This window comes from Streptomyces macrolidinus (assembly GCF_023887685.1).
In the GTDB taxonomy this organism is placed as follows: Bacteria; Actinomycetota; Actinomycetes; order Streptomycetales; family Streptomycetaceae; genus Streptomyces; species Streptomyces macrolidinus.
In genome coordinates, this window is the sequence record NZ_JAMWMR010000094.1 from 1 (window position 1) to 1157 (window position 1157).

General features: G+C 71.6%; 1 protein-coding gene. It reads left to right on the forward strand.

Going from position 1 to position 1157, the window contains the following annotated elements; all coding sequences use genetic code 11:
* Positions 1 to 1157 (forward strand): AMP-dependent synthetase/ligase (locus tag NGF19_RS30355; protein ID WP_252429146.1); only part of this gene is annotated, 1157 nt, incomplete at both ends.

The following is a 1157-nucleotide window of genomic DNA, read 5'->3' on the forward strand; positions in this document are numbered from 1 at the left end:
CTCACCCACGGCAACCTGCTCTACGACGCCCGTGCCTCCATCGCGGCGCTGCGGGAGATCTTCGGCCACGACGCCTCGACCGTGCTGTTCCTGCCGTTGGCGCACGTGTTCGCCCGGGTGATCCAGGTGGCCTGCGTCGAGCAGGGCGCCCGCCTGGCCCACACCGCCGACCTCGCTGGCCTGCCCGACCATCTGGCCGCCTTGCGGCCGACGTTCCTGCTGTCCGTGCCCAGGATGCTCGAGAAGGTCCACAGCCGCGCCCAGCAGCGCGCGCAGGCGCGGCGCCGCGGCGCCGTCTTCAAGCGGGCCGAACAGGTCGCCGTCCGCTACAGCCAGGCGCTGGAGCAAGGGGGCCCCGGCCGGGGGCTCGCCCTGGCCCATCGTCTGTTCGACAGGCTCGTCCACCGCAATGTGCGGGCGGCTCTCGGCGGGCGCCTCGCCTACGCCATCAGCGGCGGGGCCCCGCTCGACGCCCGGCTGGCCCACTTCTACCGGGGCATCGGCGTGACCGTGCTCGAGGGCTACGGGCTGACCGAGACCAGCGCTGCCGCCACCGTCAACGTGCCCTCGGCGGTCAAGATCGGTACGGTCGGGCGGCCGTTGCCCGGCGTCACGGTCCGGATCGCCGACGACGGTGAGATCCTGCTCCGCGGCCCGGTGGTGTTCCCGGGCTACTGGCGCAACGAACCTGTCACGAGAGAAGCGCTGAGCGCCGACGGCTGGCTGCGCACCGGCGATGTCGGCACCCTGGACGATGACGGATTCCTGACCATCTCGGGCCGCAAGAAGGAGATCATCGTCACCGCCGGAGGGAAGAACGTCCTCCCCACGGAGCTGGAGGACCGGCTGCGTGCCCATCCTCTGATCAGCCAGGTGGTGGTCGTCGGCGATCAACGCCCGTTCATCGTCGGCCTGATCACCCTCGACGAGGAGGCGCTGGCGGCCTGGCGGAAGAGCCTCGGCAAGCCCGCGGACGCCACCCCCGCTCAACTCCACGGCGACCCCGACCTCCTCGCCCAACTGCAGGCGGCGGTGGACAAGGCCAACGCGGCCGTCAGCCCGGCCGAGCGGATCCGCAAATTCAAGGTCCTCTCCGGCGACCTCACCGAGGCCAACGGCTACCTCACCCCCACCCTGAAGGTCCGGCGCAGTCGGGT